Source organism: Brevundimonas vesicularis NBRC 12165 (assembly GCF_001592205.1).
Lineage (GTDB): Bacteria > Pseudomonadota > Alphaproteobacteria > Caulobacterales > Caulobacteraceae > Brevundimonas > Brevundimonas vesicularis.
Map to the genome: position 1 here is coordinate 38,702 of NZ_BCWM01000016.1, position 17,083 is coordinate 55,784.

Sequence of the window (17,083 nt, forward strand, 5' to 3'; positions counted from 1 at the left end):
CCGGGTCTAGAACCCTGTCATGAACACTGAAGACGTCCTCAACGAGTTTCGCGACGCCGGCGCCCTGCGCGAAGGCCATTTCGTCCTGTCGTCGGGTCTGCACAGCCCGGTCTTCCTGCAGAAGAACTTGGTCTTCATGGATGGCGCGCGATGCGAGCGGCTGTGCAAGGCCTTGGCCGAAAAGATCGTCGCCACGGTCGGCCCGGTCGATGTCGCCATCTCGCCGGCTGTAGGCGGCATCATCCCCGGTTACGAGACGGCCAAACACCTGAAGGTCCGTTCGATGTATGTCGAGCGCGAGGGCGGGGGTTTCAAACTGCGTCGCGGCTTCTCGGTCGAGCCGGGCGAAAAGGTCGTCATGGTCGAGGATATCGTAACGACCGGGCTGTCGTCGCGCGAATGCATCGCCGCCATCCAAGCCGCCGGGGGCGAGGTGATCGCCGCCGCCTGTATCGTCGATCGCTCGGGCGGCAAGGCGGATGTGGGCGTGCCGCTGGTCGCCCTGGCGTCGCTGGACGTGCCTGCCTACCCAGCCGACGCTCTTCCGCCTGAACTGGCCGCGCTTCCGGTGGAAGATCCCGGCAGCCGCAGATTGTCGAAGTAGAGCCATGCGAGAACGGGTCAGGCTGGGCGTCAACATCGACCATGTCGCCACAGTGCGAAATGCGCGGGGAGGGACGCACCCCGATCCGGCCCGCGCGGCCGAGGCGGCGCTGGCGGCCGGAGCAGACGGGATCACCGCGCACCTGCGCGAAGACCGCCGCCACATCACCGACGCCGATATCGACGTGCTCAGCGCCCTATGCGCCCGCGCCGGCAAGCCGCTGAACCTGGAAATGGCGGTGACAGAGGAGATGCTAGCCATCGCCCTGCGCCACCGGCCGCACGCCGCCTGTCTGGTGCCCGAGCGGCGCGAGGAGGTCACGACCGAAGGCGGTCTGGCGGTCGCCGGTCACGAAGGCCGGATCGCGCCTGTGGTCAAGGCGCTGGCGGACGCCGGCATCCGGGTCTCGCTCTTCATCGAACCGTCTGAAGCGCAAGTCGAGGCCGCCGCCGCCGTCGGCGCCCATGTGGTCGAGTTCCACACCGGCCGCTACTGCCACTTGACCGATCCGGCAGAACGGGAGGTTGAGTTCGAACGTCTCGCCGCCGCTGCTGCCCAGGCCGACATCCTGGGGCTCGAGGTCCATGCAGGCCATGGGCTGGACTACGACACGGCTCCGCGCATGCTGGCGATCCCGGAAATCCGCGAGCTGAACATCGGCCATTTCCTGATCGGCGACTCGATCTTCATCGGGTTGGACGGGGCGATCCGCCGGATGCGGGCCGCGATGGATGCGGCCAAATGATCATTGGCGTAGGCGCGGATCTGTCGGACATCCGTCGCATTCAGGCGTCGCTGGATCGGTTCGGCGATCGCTTCAAGACCCGCTGCTTCACCGAACTGGAACGCACCCGCTCGGATCGGAAGCCGGACCCGGCCTGGAGCTACGCCAAACGGTTCGCCGCCAAGGAGGCCTGCGCCAAGGCCTTGGGCACAGGCATGCGGGCCGATGTCTATTGGCGCGACATGGGGGTGGTGAACCTGCGTACGGGTCAGCCGACGATGGCGCTAACCGGCCACGCGGGTGAGCATCTGTCGCGTCTGACGCCGCCCGGACACGAGGCGAAAATCCACCTGACGCTGAGCGACGAACATCCCTATGCGCTCGCCTTCGTGGTGATCGAAGCCTTGCCGCAGTCGTAATCAGGTTATAGGCGTGCGCGATGACCGCGCGGACGCGGCGAGGATGCCTGATCGCATGAGCGAAGACCAAAAGCCCGACGACGCCAATCGCGACGCCACCCCCGAAGAACGATTTGCGGCCTCGGAGGCGGACGCTCCGGTCAAGTCGGTGCAGGAGCCGACGACGGCGACCCAGAAGGTCTATGCCAAGACGCCCAAGGGCGGTGACAAGGCCACCTCGGCGGCCAGCGAAACCGGCGAAATCTTCAAGACCATCGTCTTCGCCCTGCTGATCGCGATGGTGCTGCGGATCTTCCTGTTCCAGCCCTTCACCATCCCGTCGGCCTCAATGGAGCCGAACCTGTACGAAGGCGACTATATCGTCGTCTCCAAGTGGTCGTACGGCTTCTCCAAACACTCGATCCCGTTCAGCCCGCCGCTGTTCGATGGGCGGATCATGGGCTCGGCGCCCAAGCGCGGCGACATCGTCGTGTTCAAACTGCCGCGTGACAACAAGACCGACTTCATCAAGCGCGTGATCGGCCTGCCCGGCGACCGCATCCAGATGATCGCCAACAAGCTGTATATCAACGACAAGCCCGTCCAGGACGTCGTGGTCAGCGAGCAGGAGATCAACGACATCTTCGGCCCGCGCCCGGTGAAGGAGGTCCGCGAGACCCTGCCGGAAGGCAAGAGCTTCATGACCCAGGACTTCGGACCCGGAAACGATCTGGACGACACCCCGGTCTATGAAGTGCCGGCCGGCCACTACTTCATGATGGGCGACAACCGCGACAACTCGATCGACAGCCGCGTCGAACAGTCCAGCGGCGTGGGCATGGTCCCGGCCGAAAACCTGGTCGGCAAGGCGCAGATCATCCTGTTCTCGTGGAAGCCCGGTTCGTCGTTCGTGAAGCCTTGGACTTGGTTGAACGTGCGGCTCGACCGGTTCTTCAACGTCCTTCACTGATGGCCAATCTCAGAGCCGAAGCGGTCGCGGCGCTGGAAACGCGCCTGGGACACAGGTTCAAGGACAAGGCCCTGCTCGAGCGAGCCCTGACACACGCCAGCGTGGGCGAGGGCGCGCCGGTCGGCATCCACGGTCCACGCGACAACGAGCGGCTGGAGTTCCTGGGCGACCGGGTGCTAGGTCTGCTGGTCGCCGAGCGCCTGTCGACTCAGTTTCCGACGGCGGACGAGGGCCAACTGTCGTCCAGCCTGCACGCCCTGGTCGACAAGGGCGCCTGCGCCCGCGTCGGTGAGGCGCTTGGCGTGGGGCCTGCGCTGCGGCTCTCGCCCGGCGAAACCAAGACCGGCGGACGCCGCAAGGCCGGCGTCATCGCCGATGCGGTCGAGGCCATATTGGCGGCCGTCTATCTGGACGGAGGGCTGGATGCCGCCAAGGCCGTGTTCGAACGGGCCTGGTCCGACGAACTGTCGGCGCCGCCGTCCCGCACCTTGACCAATCCCAAATCGGCGCTTCAGGAATGGGCACAGGGGCAGGGCAGGCCGCTGCCGACCTATCGTGTCGCCGATCGGACAGGTTCGGATCATGCGCCCACATTCACCGTCGAAGTGTCCGTGCAGGACGTGCAGCCCTTGACCGCGCAAGGGCGTTCGCGTCAGGAGGCGGAGAAGGCGGCCGCAACGGCTCTCCTCAAACGTGAAGGCGTCATTTGACCGATATCGAAAACCAGCGCGCAGGCTTTGCCGCCATCATCGGCGCACCCAACGCCGGCAAGTCCACGCTGGTGAACCGGCTGACCGGGTCCAAGGTCTCGATCGTTACGCAAAAGGTGCAGACGACGCGCTTCCCGGTGCGCGGCATCGCCATGGAAGGCGACGCTCAGATCGTGCTGGTGGACACCCCTGGCATCTTCACGCCGCGTCGTCGCCTGGACCGGGCCATGGTCGCCTCAGCCTGGGGCGGCGCGCAGGATGCGGACATCGTCGTTCACCTGATCGACGCCCAGTCGCACATCAACGCCGAAGGCCGGGAGGGCACGGCGGCTGATCGTCGCTCGGCCGAGGACACCGAGACCATCATCGCCAACCTGCAGGCCACTGGGACGAAGGTTGTTCTGGCGCTGAACAAGATCGACGGCATGCGCCGCGACACCCTGCTGGCGCTGTCGCAGAAGCTGTTCGAGAGCGGCGTCTATTCCGAGGTCTATATGATCTCGGCGGCCAATGGCGACGGCGTCGAGGACCTGAAGCAGCGTCTGGCCCTGTCCATGCCCAAAGGGCCGTGGCTGTATCCCGAGGATCAGGCCGCCGACGTGCCGGTGCGTGTTCTGGCGGCGGAGATCACGCGCGAGAAGGTCTATCTGCGCGTCCATGAGGAGCTGCCTTATTCGGCGGCGGTCGAGACCACGAGTTTCGAGGACCGCGCCGACGGTTCGGCCCGGATCGAACAGACCATCTATGTCGAGCGCGAGAGCCAGCGGCCCATCGTGCTGGGCAAGGGCGGCCAGACCCTGAAATGGATCGGCCAGAAGGCGCGCGAGGAGCTGAACGAAATCCTCGGCCGTCAGGTCCACCTCTTCCTGACCGTCAAGGTCGATCCGAAGTGGCAGGACAGCCGCGCCCTCTATGCCCAGTTCGGTCTGGATTTTGACGTCTGAGTTCCTGTGTTTGATGTGCCGCGTACCGCCGGAGGGCATCCTCGGCTCGTTCTGGGCGTCCTTGGGGCGCTGATCCTTGGCGGCGCGGTCTGGGGCGGCATCGCCACGGCCGTGGCGCCCAAGTCCGATGTGGAACTGGCCACCGAGCGCGCCGATGCGCCGCCGCGACCACCCATGGTCGTGGTTCAGGACCTGCCGCAACTGGCGGCGCGCCTGGATCGCGAAGCTGCTTCAGGACGCTTCATGGGCGCGGTTCTGGTGGCCAAGGGCGACCGGGTGTTGTTCCGCCAGGTCTATGGCAAGGCGAACTACGAGCAGAATCAGCCGCTGGCGCTGGGCTCGCGCTTCCGCCTGGCCTCGATCTCCAAACAGTTCACGGCGACGGCGATCCTGAAGCTTCAGGACGAGGGCAAGCTGAACGTCTCCGATCCGGTCTGCAAATGGATCCAGCCCTGTCCGGAGGCTTGGGCGGCGATCCGCATCAGCCATCTGTTGTCGCATACTTCGGGCATTCCTGATCTGATGGCGCGGCCCGGTTGGGGCATGCGCCGCACGACGCCGGCGACGCTGGACGAACTGACTGAGGATTCGAAACGGTTCGGTCTTCAGTTTGAGCCGGGCGCCAAGGTTCAGTACGACAACGCCGGTTTCAATCTGGCCGCCGCCATCGTCGAAAAGGCCAGCGGCAAGCCCTTCCAGACCTATATGCGCGAGACCTTCTTCAAGCCTCTCGGCATGAAGGATAGCGGGCTTGATCTCGATGGCGGCGATCACCGCGTCATCATGGGCTACGCCAACTTCCCCGGCGGTCTGGCGGCCCAGCCGAACGCCAACACCTCTATCGTGGCGGGCGCCGGCGCGGTCTATTCAACGCTGGACGATCTGCTGGTCTGGCAAAGGGCGCTGCACCGCGGCGGCCTGCTGACCCCCGCCAGCTATCAACAGATGCTGGCCGATCACGCGCCGGCCGACACAAAACCGAACGAACGCAGCCATCCGCGTCGGGACTGGGGTTTCGGCATCTTCGCCAACCGTCTTGGCGATCAAGTGCGGCCCAGCTTCCAGGACCGCCAGATCTACCACACCGGCAGCTGGGGCGGATTCCGCAACCTGATGCTCTATCAGCCGGACGCCGACGTGACGGTGATCGTCCTGTCCAACAACTATCACCTGCGTGACCAGGTCTTCTTGATCAGCCAGCAGGCCATGGCCGAGGCCCTGGGCCACGAGTTTCCGACGACGCTGGCGCGCTGAGACATCCGACTGTTTCCCGGCGAGGAGAACAGGAGTAGAACAGGACCATGATCGCTCTTCTTGCCGCTCTCGTCCTTTCCGCTTCGTCAACGCAGGCTGCGGGCGATCCCGTCGTCGAGGCCGGCGCCGTTCTCGACCGAATGCACGCGGCGGCGTCGCGTGCGGACGGCGACGCCTATTTCGATCTATTCACGCCCGACGCCCGGTTCATCGGCACGGATGCGAGCGAGCGCTGGTCTCTGGCTGAGTTTCGCGCCTACGCCACGCCCTATTTCTCGCAAGGGAAAGGCTGGACCTATCGCCCGCATGACCGGGTGGCGACCCTGGCGCCGGGCGATTGCCGCTGCATCGTCTGGTTCGATGAGTTGCTGGACAACGACGCCTACGGCTTGACGCGAGGCTCTGGCGTGCTGCGCCTGACCCACGACGGCTGGAAGATCGAGCAATATGTGCTCAGTTTCACCGTGCCGAACGACAAGGCCAAGAGCGTGGTCGGGCTGATCGCTCAGGATCCGGCGGACTGATGGACTTCCACGAAGAGGCGTTCGTCCTGTCGGCGCGCAGCCACGGCGATACGGGCGCCGTGGTCGATCTGCTGACCGAGAACCACGGCAGGCGCTCTGCCTATGTGGCGGGCGGCGCGTCACGCAAGATGAAGCCGTTCCTGCAGGCGGGCGCGCGGGTCATGGCCGATTACCGCGCCCGCACCTCGGATCACCTCGGCGCCGTGCGGCTGGAGCCGGTAGGCGAGGGGCCCAGCGCCCTCTTCGACGACGCCCTGGCCCTGACCGGACTGGCGGCGGCGGCAGGCGTGACACAAGGGGCGTTGCCCGAGCGTGAGCCGCATCCCGGCGTCTTTCTTGCGTTCGAGGCGCTGATGGCGGCGTTCGAGATGCCGGCGGTCTGGCCTGCGATCTTCGTGCGGTTCGAGGCAGGGCTGCTGGAAGACCTGGGCTTCGGCTTGGACCTGTCGAAATGCGCCGCGACCGGCACGGTCGACGACTTGATCTACGTCAGTCCTCGCACCGGCCGGGCGGTCAGCCGCGACGCCGGCGCACCCTATGCTGACAAGATGCTGACCCTGCCGCCCTTCATGCTGGGCGCCCAATCCGGTCTGATCGAGGGCGACGTCCGGGCCGGGTTCGACCTGACGGGTCATTTCCTGGAGCAGTTCGTCTTCCACCCGCAGAACAAGCCCCTGCCACCCGCGCGCGTGTGGATGCTGGACAAGCTGGGCGACGCCGGCCGCATCTAGCCGAAGGTGAAGGCGAAGACCTGAACGCCGGGATCCAGGAACTCGATCTCGAACGTCCGTTCGCGCACCGCGCCCGTCTGCCGGACCAGTTGGTACAGTCGCTCGCCGTCGACCCGGCCGAGGCCCTGGGCGTTGATGTCGCTGCCGGCGTTCGCGCCCGGCGCCGCGCCATCGATCCGGACACGGAAGCGGACTGGTGCGCCCGGCTTGCTGGGCCCCATGACCAGATGGAGATCACGCGCCTTGAAGCGGAAGGCGATGCGGCCCTCGGCCGTCTGCAGGTCGGCATACTCACGCGTCACGCGCCACCGGCCCGATAGGCTCCATCCGTTCAGTTCCAGCGGCGCGGCGACATAGTCCTTGATCACGTCGTTGGCCAGGCCGCCGGGAGAGCGGAAGTTCTCGGCGCGGCCATAGCCGACGTACGTCTCCGGCGATTCGACCCGGGCCATGTCGGCGGCGGCCTCTGCGCCCTCAGCCTGGACTGTGACGACGTTGCTGGCGACGTTCGCGGCGCCCGCTTCCTTCAGAAGTTGCTGGATCACGCGTTCGGAGCCCGCATAGTCGCCTTCGCCGAAGTGGTGATGACGGATCTGTCCTTTGGCGTCGATGAAGTAGTGGGCGGGCCAGTACTGGTTCTTGAACGCCCGCCAGATGGCGAACTCATTGTCCATGGCGACCGGATAGGTGATGCCAAGGCGCTGGATGTTCTGGCGGACGTTGGCCTCGGATTTCTCGAAGGCGAACTCGGGCGTGTGCACGCCGATCACCACCAGACCCTGATCCTTATACTTCTCGGCCCAGGCGCGGACGTAGGGGATGGAGCGAATGCAGTTGATGCAGGAGTAGGTCCAGAAATCGACGACAACCACCTTGCCCCTTAGTTGTTCGGTCGTGAGCGGCGGGGTGTTGATCCAGGTCGTCGCCCCGGTCAGCGGCGGCATCACCCCTTCGACGGGCAGATTGGCCAGATCGGCCGGGGCCTGGTTCGTCGGCATGCCGCGCCCGATCCCGCCCAGCAGCGCCTGTTCGATCCGGCCCGTGCTGGCGGCCGAAATCCGGGTCAGCAGTCCTGTATCCGCCCCCAGGCCGATGATGACCACGCCGATCAGCACCAGAACGCCCAGGCCGCGCCTTACCCATTCGCCGACGCCTAGCGCGCCCTTCATGGCCTTGAACACGCGACCGCCGACCAACAGGGCCAGACCCAGGGATGTCGCCGCGCCTGCTGCATAGGCCAGCAGCAGAACCGTCGTTCCGACTCCGGCGCCCTGAAGCGCTGCGCCCGTCAGGATCACACCCAGAATGGGTCCGGCGCACGGCGCCCAGAGCAGCCCTGTTGCGACGCCGAGCAGCAGGGACGAGCGCACGTCGCCCTGATCGCCGCCCTGGCGCTCGGCGCGATCGGTCAGCCAGGACCCCGCCGCCACGAAAGGCCGCATCAGGCGATCGCCCACGGCCGGAAACAGCAGGCTGACGCCCAGCACCGCCATCACAGCCAGGGCGATCCAGCGCCCGACCTCATTGGCTCGAACCGCCCAGCCGCCGCCCAGCGCCGCCAGCGTCGCCACGCCCGCGAAGGTCACGGCCATCCCGACCAACAACGGCAGACCGTTGCGGATGAACGGTCGATCCGCCCGCGCGAAGACGAAGGGCAGAACCGGCAGGATGCAGGGACTGACGATAGTCAGAACGCCGGCGAGATAGGACAGCAGGAACAGGATCATGGCGCGGCCTGACGAAGATGTGTCTCTCACATACGCACGGCAGAGCGGTTTGGTGACTCCGCAACACGCTTATCCCCCAATCTGCGGCGGCACGGGCTAGACTTCCCGCTTCCGATCCCCGATTCGCAGAGCCATGACGATCCACGCCCCGCCGCCGGAAGGCGGCCGTATCATCGACGAGCCGATGGAGACGGCGCTCAGCCGCCGCTATCTGGCCTACGCGCTATCGACCATTACGAACCGCGCGCTGCCGGATGTGCGTGACGGGTTCAAGCCGGTTCACCGGCGCATCCTCTACGCCATGCATCAGATGCGGCTGAACCCGCAGGCGGCGGCGCGCAAATGCGCAAAGGTCGTCGGCGAGGTGATGGGCGGATATCACCCGCACGGCGACGCCTCGATCTATGAGGCCCTGGTGCGCCTGGCTCAGGATTTCGCCCAACGTTATCCGTTGGTCGACGGTCAGGGGAACTTCGGCAATATCGACGGCGATAGCGCCGCGGCCATGCGCTACACCGAGTGCAAACTGACGCCCGCCGCCGTCCTGCTGTTGGATGGCATCGATCAAGACGCCGTCGATTTCCGGCCCACCTATGACGATCAGGACGAGGAGCCGATCGTCCTGCCCGCGGGCTTCCCGAATCTTCTGGCCAATGGCTCGTCGGGTATCGCGGTCGGCATGGCCACCTCGATCCCGCCGCACAATGTCGGCGAACTGATCGACGCCTGCCAACTACTGCTGGAGCGTCCCGACGCGACGACCGAGGACCTGGTTCAGCATGTGCCAGGCCCCGACTTCCCGACCGGGGGCGTTGCGGTTGAAGGTCATGCCTCCATCCTGGACGCCTATGAGACGGGCAGAGGCGGGGTGCGCCTGCGCGCGCGCTGGGAGACCGAGGATCTGGGGCGCGGCGTGTGGCGTATCATTGTCACCGAAATGCCCTATCAGGTGCAGAAGTCGCGATTGATCGAGGCGCTGGCGGACCTGATCGAGCACAAGAAGGCGCCTCTGCTGGGCGATGTGCGTGACGAATCGGCCGAGGACATCCGCCTGATTCTGGAGCCCAAGAACCGCACCATCGAGCCTGAAATGCTTATGGAAAGCCTGTTCAAGCTGTCCGATCTGGAGGTCCGCTTCCCGATCAACATGAACGTGCTGGACGCCAGCGGCACGCCGCGCGTCATGGGGCTGAAAGACTGCCTGCGCGCCTTCCTGGATCACCGACGCGAGGTGCTGAACCGCCGTTCGCAATGGCGAATCGAGCGTGTTGAAAAGCGTCTGCATCTGCTGGAAGGCCTGCGCATCGTCTTCCTTAACCTCGATGAGGTGATCCGTATCGTGCGCGAGGAGGAGCAGCCTAAGGCCGTCCTGATCGCACGGTTCCGCCTTACGGAGGTTCAGGCCGACTTCATCCTCGACACCCGACTGCGTCAGTTGGCGCGTCTGGAAGAGATGACGATCGAGAAGGAATTCAACGCTCTGTCCGAAGAACTTGCCAACCTGAAGGCGCTGACGTCATCAGAAGGCAAGCAGTGGAAGGCGATCTCCAAGGAACTGGAGGCCGTGCGCAAGGCGCTAATCTCGCCGCGCCGCACCACGATCGCCGAGGCGGTGGATACGTCCGCCTTCGTCGCGCCCGAGGCCTTTATTCCGCGCGAGGCGATCACCGTCATCCTGTCGGAACGCGGCTGGATCCGCGCCGCCAAGGGCAAGGTCGAGGATCCGTCGGAGCTGAAGTTCAAGGAAGGCGACCAACTCGCCTACCTCGTCCCGGCCTATACGACCGACAAGCTGCTGGTGGCGGCGTCGGACGGGCGCATCTTCACCATAGGCGCGGACAAGCTGGCGTCCGGACGCGGCCATGGCGAGCCGCTGCGCCTGATGATCGATCTGGACGAAAAGGCCGAGATCATCAATGTCCTGGCGCACCAGCCGGGCGGCAAGCTGCTGATCGCATCAAAGGCCGGATACGGCTTCATCGCACCGGAAGACGACACCCTAGCGCAGAAGCGTGGCGGCAAACAGGTGCTGAACGGCGAAATGCTGGCGGTGCTGCGAGTGACCGGCGATCACGTCGCGACGATCGGGGAGAACATCAAGACGCTGATCTTCCCTCTCGCCGAACTGCCCGAAATGGGACGTGGCAAGGGTGTAAAGCTGCAAAGCTTCAAACAGGGCGGCCTCGCCGACATCACCGTCTTCAACGCAGAGACGGGACCGGAATGGGCCGACGGCGGCGGACGTCGTCGCAACTGGCCCGACTGGAAAGACTGGCTGGGCAAACGCGCCGGCGCCGGTCGCCAAGGCCCCAGAGGCCTGCGGAAGTTCAGATAAGCGGCCCGCCCGTCGGTTCTAGAACAGGACCGACGGGTTCATGACCCGTTTGGGATCAATGGCGCGGCGGATGGCGGCCATGGTTTCGATCTCGAGCGGGGACTTGTAGCGCTTGACCTCTTCGGTCTTCAGCCGTCCCAACCCGTGTTCGGCGGAGATGGAGCCGTCGTAGGTTCCGACAACGTCGTGAACCACTTGCGAGCCTTCCTTCCAGCGGGCGATGAAGGCGGGGATGTCCTGACCGACGCCCGGCAGGATGTCGTAGTGCAGATTGCCGTCGCCGACATGGCCGAAGACCGAGATACGGGCGCCGGGGTGGAAGCGTTCCACGGCGGCCGAGGCTTCGTCGATGAATTCGGCGATGCGGCTGATGGGCACGGAGACGTCGTGTTTCCAGCCGCCGCCCTCGGGCTTGAGCGCCGCCGAATGTTCTTCGCGCAGACGCCAAAAAGCGGTGCGCTGGGCGTCGTTCTGGGCGATGGCGGCGTCGGTAATCAGGCCTTGCTCGAAGGCGACTTCCAGCAGGGCCTGCATCTGGGATTCAGCGCCGCCCGGCGTGCCGGACGCGATCTCGATCAGCACGTACCAATCGGGCGCCGAGTCCAGCGGCTCGCGGGTGTCGGGAATGTTCTTCAGCACCAGTTGCATGCCGAGGCGCTTCATCAGTTCGAAGGCCTCCACCCCGCCGCCCGTCTCGGCCTTGGCGCGTGCGAGCAGTTCGACGGAGGCGGCGGCGGTTTCCAGCCCGACCACGGCGACGGCGCGTGAGCGCATGATGGGGAAGAGTTTCAGGGTGGCGGCGGTGACAACGCCCAACGTGCCCTCGGCGCCGATCAGCAGCTGTTTCAGGTCGTAGCCGGTGTTGTCCTTGCGCAGCCGCTTCAGGCCCCGGAAGATTTCGCCGTTGGGCATGACCGCCTCAAGACCCAGCACCAGGTCGCGCATCATGCCGTAACGCAGCACCTGGGTGCCGCCTGCATTGGTGGAGATGACGCCGCCGATGGTGGCAGAGCCTTCGGCCGCTAGGCTGAGCGGGAAATAGCGGCCGGCCGCTGTCGCCGCCTGCTGCGCTTCCAGCAGTGTCAGGCCGGCTTCGATCGTCATGGCGTCGTCAAGCGGGGTGACATCGCGGACGGCGCGCATCTTGCGGGTCGACAGCAGGACCTCGCCGAAGGGGATCTGGCCGCCGACCAAGCCAGTGCCGCCGCCGTGAGGCGTGATGGCGACGCCTTCGCGGGCGCAGATGGTCACGGCCTTCGCCGTATCCTCGACCGAACGCGGGGTCAGCAGCATAGGCGTGTTGCCGGTCCAGCGATTGCGCCATTCGGTCAGCGACGGCGCGATGACCTCGGGATCCTGGGTCCAGCCGCCCGGTCCGAGCACGGCCTTCAGTTCGTCAAGCACGGCGGCGGAGGGGGCGGGCGTCTGCATGCCCCCTTTTGTCAGGCGTCGCCGTGCGTTGGAAGGGCCGCGAGGCCCTTAGACGTCGAGTTCTTCTTTCACGAACTGAGCGTTTTCCTGAATGAACTGAAAGCGCGCGTCGGCGCGCTTGCCCATCAGGCGTTCGACCAGGTCTTCGATGCTGGTCTCGGCGTCGGGCACCGTGATCCGCGCGAGTGTGCGCTTCTTGGGATCCATGGTGGTCTCCTTGAGCTGGGAGGCCATCATTTCGCCGAGGCCCTTGAACCGGCCGATCTCGGTCTTTTTGCCTTTGAACACGGTCGCCAGCAGCTCGTCGCGGTGAGCGTCGTCGCGAGCATATTCGCTCAAGGGGCCGGCGCTGATGCGATAGAGCGGAGGCAGGGCCATGAAGACCCGGCCCTGGCGAATTGTCTCGGGCATGACGCGATAGAAGAAGGTGATCAGCAGGGCCGCGATGTGGGCGCCGTCCACGTCGGCGTCGGTCATGATGACGATCCGCTCGTAGCGCAGATCGTCGATATTGAACCGGTTGCCGGGCTGGACGCCCAAGGCCAGGGCTAGGTCGGACAGTTCGACATTGGCGCGCAGCTTGTCGGCCGTGGCGGACGCGACGTTCAGGATCTTGCCGCGCAGGGGCAGGATGGCTTGGGTCGTGCGGTCTCGCGCCTGTTTGGCCGAGCCGCCGGCCGAATCGCCTTCGACGATGAAGAGTTCGGTGCCCTGGGCCGACTGGCGGCTGCAGTCCGACAGCTTGCCGGGCAGGCGCAGCTTGCGGGTAGCGGCGGCGCGCTGAACCTCCTTGTCTTTACGGCGACGTAGCCGATCCTCGGCGCGATCGACAACGAAGCCGAGCAGGGCGTTGGCCTGTTTGGGGCTCTCGGTCAGCCAGTGGTCCAGCGGGTCGCGCAGCAGCTGCTCCACGATGCGCGCACCCTCAGGCGAGGACAAACGGTCCTTGGTTTGGCCTTGGAATTCGGGATTGCGGATGAAGACGCTGATCAGGGCGCCGGCATTGGCGATGACGTCCTCGGCCGTGATGATCGCGGCGCGCTTCTCGTTGGTCAGTTCACCGTAGGATTTCAGCCCCTTGACCAGGGCGGCGCGGAAGCCGGCCTCGTGCGTGCCGCCATCGGGCGTGGAGACGGTGTTGCAGTAGGACTGGATAAAGCCGTCCGATTCACCAAAGCCAATCGGCGACCAGGTGACGGCCCATTCGAAGGCGCCCGCTTCGCCTTGGCGCTCGGCGCGGCCGGCGAAGGTCGGGGTGACGGTTTCCAACTGACCGATACGGTCGATCAGGGCGTCGGCGAGGCCGCCGGGGAAGTGCAGACTGGCCTGCGCCGGTGTGGCGTCGGTGATCCGCTCTGGCGCGCAAGTCCAGCGAATCTCAACGCCGCGGAACAGATAGGCCTTTGATCGCGCCACGCGGAATAGACGAGCGGGCTTGAAGGCCGCGCCCATGCCGAAGATCTCGTCGTCGGGCTTGAAGCGGATCAGGGTGCCGCGCTTCTTAGACGGGCCGATCTGCTGGATCGGGGCCAGGACGTGGCCGCGACTGAAGGCTTGTTTCCATTCGAAACCGTCGCGCCAGACCGTGACCTCGACGCTTTCGCTCAGGGCGTTGACGACCGAGACGCCGACGCCGTGCAAACCGCCAGAGGTTTCATAGGCTTTGCCGGAAAACTTGCCGCCGGAGTGGAGAACGGTCATGACGACTTCCAGCGCAGACTTGCCGGGATGTTTGGGGTGAGGATCGACCGGGATGCCGCGACCGTCATCGCGCACCGACAGATAGCCGTCGGCGTCCAGATCGACGGTGATCAGCTTGGCGTGTTTGGCCACCGCCTCGTCCATGGCGTTGTCCAGGACTTCGGCGAACAGGTGGTGCAGGGCGCGCTCATCGGTGCCGCCGATATACATGCCGGGGCGTTTGCGAACGGGCTCCAGGCCTTCCAGCACCTCGATGGAGGAGGCGGAATAGCCGGTGGCGGCCGCCGTCATGGCCGTGGCCTGAACAGGAGGCGGCGCAGGCGTTGAGACAGCAGTGGGCGCAGCCGCAGGCGGGGTCACCGCAACAGGCTTGGGCGGCTCGGGTTTGCGAGCTTCGGGTTCGTCGTCAAAAGCGAAGAGGTCGGCGGCCATTCACATAGTCTGAGGCGATTCGGGACCGGGTCTGGTAGGCCCGTGAGGCCGGTCGAGCAAGCGGCGCACGAACCGGGGCCGGATCGAAGGTCACGGCGCGGGCCATAATCGCCAACATCAGTATCCACGGCAGGTTAGCGTGGGTCAGCAGGACGCTCTCTGACAGGCTCAAAGCGGTAAAGGCGGATAGATAGGCGATGCTCCAATAGCCTTCGCGCGCACCGAGCCCGTTCGTGCGCGCGATGACGAAGATCGCAGAGAGCGCCATGATGGCCCCTACCGCCACCGCACCGGGCCAGCCCAGTTGCACGAGCAGATCGATCCAGCCGTTGTGGGCGGAGGGGACGGGCCATTGGGTCTCGATGCGGATTTCGCGCGCGGGGATCGAGTCCACGCCCCAGAAGGCGCTGAAGCCGTATCCCGTCCAAGGGCGCTCGGCGACCTTTCGCATAAGGGCTTCCCAGATCAGTGTGCGGCCTGTCAGCGACGGGTCCTTGCCCAGCGCTTCCAGGATTGCGGCGGAGTCGGAGTTCCACAGCCAGGTCGCGCCCGCCGCAATGATGACGGCAAGCCAGATGCCGATGACGGTGATGACGCCGCCGCCCTGTTTCAACGCCCACCACCCACCGATCATGCCCAGGCCCAGGCCCCAGCATAGAAGAGATGTCTTGGATTGGGTGGCGAGGACCAGGAGCGTGGTCAAACCTAATGTCAGCAGGCATATCCAGAACCGATGGCTGCGTCCCGCGATATGATCGGCGGCCAGGGTCGCTGCGGCGGAGACGGCGCCCACCACCATGACCAGCCCCATCTGGTTCTTCTCGTACCAGAGGCCGCGCCACAGGCCGGCGTTGTCGAACTGGTGCACCCCGACCTTCGGATAGCCGAACACCACGATCAGGCTGCCGATCGCCATCACCAGACAGGTGTACATCAGGACGCGCGGCAGGGCGTCGTCACGGAAGCGGGCGCCCAGATAGATGGCGAAGGCGCTGTTGATGGCCATGGCGATGACGCGGCGCTCGGTGACTTCGGGGTCGATGGACCAGTATTTCGAGACGAAGCACAGGGCGACCAGGGCGAACATCATCAACCAGGCGGGCCAGGCGCGGATGACCTTGTCGAAGCGAAAGACGATCAGGCCCGCGATGACGGCGTAGACCGGCAACCAGATGAATCGCAGGATGGGGGTCTCGACCTGGGTCGGAGCGATGACGGGTGCGATCAGGGCGCCGGTCAGCATGAAGACGACAAAACCGGCCGCCCACTGCTCCCACAGCGGCGGCGAATCATCCGGGGTTTGAGCGGGCGGTTCGCGCACGGATGCAAAGTGTCCTTTGGCGCTTAAGGAACCGTGAGCGCGGCGGTGAAGGCGGCGAGACCTTGTGCAAGATCGGCGATCAGGTCGGCGGGGTCTTCCAGCCCGACGTGGAGGCGGATCAGTTCGCCCTCCAGCACGGGCGGATGGTCGCGATAGGCCATCTGATGCGTCTCGTGCGTGATCAGGCTTTCGAACCCGCCCCAGGAATAGCCGAGGCCAAACAGGGTCAGGGCGTTCAGGAAGGCCTCGCCCGCCGCCTTGTCGCCGCCCTTCATGACCACGCCCATCAGGGACGCCGCGCCGGTGAAATCTCGCCGCCACACGTCATGGCCGATCGAGCCGGGCAGGGGTGGATAAAGGACGCGGGACACCTCGGGTCGAGCGTGCAGCCACTCCGCGACGATCAAAGCCGACCGCGCCTGTTCGGCATAGCGCAGCGGCAGGGTCCGCAGGCCGCGCAGCGCAAGCCAGGCGTCATCGGGCGACACATGCCAGCCGAGATCCTCGATCGTGTCGCCGATGGCGCGCAGGCAGGCGGGATTGCTCGAAGCGATACTGCCCATCAGCACGTCCGAATGACCGCCGACATATTTGGTGACGGCCTGAACGCTGACGTCCACGTCATGGGTGAGCGGGCGATAGGCCATGCCAGCGGCCCAGGTATTATCGACCACCGTCAACACACCTCGCGCGCGGCAGGCCTGGGCCACGGCGGCGACATCGACCATCTCGAATGTGAGGGAGGCTGGCGACTCCATCAGCACCAAACGGGTGCGTTCGCCGATGGCGGCCAGAACAGTCTGCGCGTCTGCGTCTGCGGACAAAAAGCGGGTCGTGACGCCGCGGGCCGATTGATACCGACTCAGGAACCGGCGCGTCGGACCATAGACGGCGTCAGTTGTGATCACCTCGTCGCCCGGTCTTAAAAGCGCCAGTAGCGGAACCGTGACGGCCGCAAGACCCGACGGAACCAGAAAGGCCTCCTTCGCCCCCTCCAGGTCGGCCAGGGCGCGGCGAAGATCGCGGGCGGCGCTGGTTCCGCTAAGGCCATAGGTCGGCCCGTCGGTCTCGTCGCGCATGACGGCCGCGCTATCGCTCAACATCGTCGAGGCGCGTTCGATCGGCGGATTGACGCCGCGGCGGCCCTGGCCGCGTCGCGTGGCGGCGGCGATCAGGCGGGTACGGTCCGAAAGCGGCGACATGGCCCCTCCGATGGGTTGCGGATCGGCCCCTAAAGGCCTCTAAAGCCAGCGGGGCGCAAGCGGCGAGGGATAGGA

The 17,083-nt window shown here is 65.7% G+C and carries 15 protein-coding genes; 10 read left to right on the forward strand and 5 right to left on the reverse strand.

The features are described from left to right. Nucleotides 1-19: 19 nt before the first annotated feature. From pyrE to recO, 9 genes are read left to right on the forward strand one after another with little or no spacing between them, the layout of a single operon-like run. Nucleotides 20-604, forward strand: a complete 585-nt coding sequence (gene pyrE, locus BVE01S_RS13015) for an orotate phosphoribosyltransferase (protein WP_066628312.1) — start codon at nucleotides 20-22, stop codon at nucleotides 602-604. A gap of 4 nt (nucleotides 605-608) precedes the next feature. Then, nucleotides 609-1,349 (forward strand): pyridoxine 5'-phosphate synthase, encoded by a 741-nt coding sequence (locus BVE01S_RS13020; protein WP_066628315.1) that lies wholly within the window; start codon nucleotides 609-611, stop codon nucleotides 1,347-1,349. After that, nucleotides 1,346-1,747, forward strand: a complete 402-nt coding sequence (gene acpS / locus BVE01S_RS13025; RefSeq protein ID WP_066628317.1) for a holo-ACP synthase — start codon at nucleotides 1,346-1,348, stop codon at nucleotides 1,745-1,747. Before BVE01S_RS13020 ends, acpS begins: the two co-directional genes overlap by 4 nt. A gap of 55 nt (nucleotides 1,748-1,802) precedes the next feature. After that, on the forward strand, nucleotides 1,803-2,696 hold the full coding sequence (lepB, locus tag BVE01S_RS13030) for a signal peptidase I (RefSeq protein WP_066628319.1): 894 nt from the start codon (nucleotides 1,803-1,805) through the stop codon (nucleotides 2,694-2,696). Then, nucleotides 2,696-3,406 carry a ribonuclease III gene (rnc, locus tag BVE01S_RS13035; protein ID WP_066628321.1) on the forward strand — a complete coding sequence of 237 codons (711 nt, stop codon included), beginning with the start codon at nucleotides 2,696-2,698 and terminating at the stop codon, nucleotides 3,404-3,406. The genes lepB and rnc overlap by 1 nt, the downstream gene beginning before the upstream one ends. Then, entirely contained in the window at nucleotides 3,403-4,350 is a 948-nt protein-coding gene (era, locus tag BVE01S_RS13040; protein WP_066628329.1) for a GTPase Era, read from the forward strand. Before rnc ends, era begins: the two co-directional genes overlap by 4 nt. A 15-nt stretch (nucleotides 4,351-4,365) precedes the next feature. Then, nucleotides 4,366-5,604, forward strand: coding sequence for a serine hydrolase domain-containing protein (locus BVE01S_RS13045; protein WP_240612097.1), 1,239 nt, complete (start codon nucleotides 4,366-4,368; stop codon nucleotides 5,602-5,604). 47 nt (nucleotides 5,605-5,651) lie between these two features. Next, a complete protein-coding gene (locus BVE01S_RS13050) occupies nucleotides 5,652-6,128 on the forward strand; it encodes a nuclear transport factor 2 family protein (RefSeq protein ID WP_066628337.1) in 477 nt (158 codons plus the stop codon). Beyond that, nucleotides 6,128-6,859, forward strand: coding sequence for a DNA repair protein RecO (recO, locus tag BVE01S_RS13055; RefSeq protein WP_066628341.1), 732 nt, complete (start codon nucleotides 6,128-6,130; stop codon nucleotides 6,857-6,859). Before BVE01S_RS13050 ends, recO begins: the two co-directional genes overlap by 1 nt. Here recO and BVE01S_RS13060 read toward each other — a convergent pair. Continuing rightward, the gene (locus tag BVE01S_RS13060; RefSeq protein ID WP_066628345.1) at nucleotides 6,856-8,586 is read right to left on the reverse strand and encodes a cytochrome c biogenesis protein DipZ; all 1,731 of its coding nucleotides are present in this window, start codon (nucleotides 8,584-8,586) and stop codon (nucleotides 6,856-6,858) included. The genes recO and BVE01S_RS13060 overlap by 4 nt on opposite strands. 133 nt (nucleotides 8,587-8,719) lie before the next feature. Between BVE01S_RS13060 and parC the strand changes: the two genes are divergently transcribed. Next, the gene (parC, locus tag BVE01S_RS13065) at nucleotides 8,720-10,921 is read left to right on the forward strand and encodes a DNA topoisomerase IV subunit A (RefSeq protein ID WP_066628349.1); all 2,202 of its coding nucleotides are present in this window, start codon (nucleotides 8,720-8,722) and stop codon (nucleotides 10,919-10,921) included. An 18-nt stretch (nucleotides 10,922-10,939) separates the two neighbouring features. On the opposite strand, the gene BVE01S_RS13070 is transcribed toward parC, so the two are convergent. The 4 genes from BVE01S_RS13070 to metC are packed head-to-tail and all read right to left on the reverse strand — an operon-like array spanning nucleotide 10,940 to nucleotide 17,008. Beyond that, nucleotides 10,940-12,352 (reverse strand): FAD-binding oxidoreductase, encoded by a 1,413-nt coding sequence (locus BVE01S_RS13070; protein ID WP_066628356.1) that lies wholly within the window; start codon nucleotides 12,350-12,352, stop codon nucleotides 10,940-10,942. Between the two features lie 48 nt (nucleotides 12,353-12,400). Next, nucleotides 12,401-14,485: a DNA topoisomerase IV subunit B gene (locus BVE01S_RS13075; protein WP_066628358.1), complete on the reverse strand. Its 2,085-nt coding sequence runs from the start codon at nucleotides 14,483-14,485 to the stop codon at nucleotides 12,401-12,403. Then, complete coding sequence (locus tag BVE01S_RS13080) at nucleotides 14,460-15,806, reverse strand: O-antigen ligase family protein (protein WP_066628360.1); 1,347 nt, start codon at nucleotides 15,804-15,806, stop codon at nucleotides 14,460-14,462. Before BVE01S_RS13080 ends, BVE01S_RS13075 begins: the two co-directional genes overlap by 26 nt. Nucleotides 15,807-15,829: 23 nt before the next feature. After that, nucleotides 15,830-17,008, reverse strand: a complete 1,179-nt coding sequence (gene metC / locus BVE01S_RS13085) for a cystathionine beta-lyase (protein ID WP_066628362.1) — start codon at nucleotides 17,006-17,008, stop codon at nucleotides 15,830-15,832. Between the last annotated feature and the right edge of the window lie 75 nt (nucleotides 17,009-17,083).